Annotated in this window: 1 protein-coding gene and 1 pseudogene; one reads left to right on the top strand and one right to left on the bottom strand. The window is 62.3% G+C overall.

Annotation, left to right across the window (positions count from 1 at the left end; translation table 11 throughout):
• Nucleotides 1-291 (top strand): autotransporter outer membrane beta-barrel domain-containing protein (locus EN906_RS36795; protein ID WP_127375898.1); only part of this gene is annotated, 291 nt, incomplete at its 5' end.
• A 52-nt stretch (nt 292-343) separates the two neighbouring features.
• On the opposite strand, the pseudogene EN906_RS38750 reads toward EN906_RS36795, so the two are convergent.
• Nucleotides 344-472: pseudogene (locus tag EN906_RS38750) on the bottom strand (LysE family translocator); the annotation flags it as partial.

Here is a 472-nt window from a genome sequence, read left to right as displayed (position 1 = left end):
GGCCGGCTCGGCGCACGGCTGCAAGGCGAAACAACGATCAATGGCATGGCGCTGCAGCCGTACCTCAAGGCCAACATCTGGCACGATTTCGGCGGCACGAGCCATGTCAATTTCGACACCACCGATATCTCCACCGAGGGCAGATCGACCTCGTTCGAGTTCGGCGGCGGTGTGATCGCCAAGGTGACGGACAAGGTCAGCATCTTCGCCACCGGCGACTACACCACCAATCTCGGCGGCGACGAGCGTCGGATCCTCGAAGGCAATCTGGGGTTCAGCGTCAAATGGTAAGGCTGGCCATGATCCCGAAAAACAGTTTCGGGGTCATGGTCAGACAGAGAGCCTAATTGCTGGAGCGCATCGCCACCGTGGCGATGCCGGCGCCGACCAGCAGCGTGCCGCCGGTGCGGTTGAAGATGCGGATCGCCTTGGGATTGCGCACCACGTTGCGTGCGCGTGAGGCGATCAGCGC

Origin of the sequence: Mesorhizobium sp. M7A.F.Ca.CA.004.06.1.1, assembly GCF_003999135.1 — a bacterium.
Classification (GTDB): domain Bacteria; phylum Pseudomonadota; class Alphaproteobacteria; order Rhizobiales; family Rhizobiaceae; genus Mesorhizobium.
The sequence above is the reverse complement of the archived record's forward strand: the minus strand, read 5'-3'. Positions and strand labels throughout refer to the sequence as shown.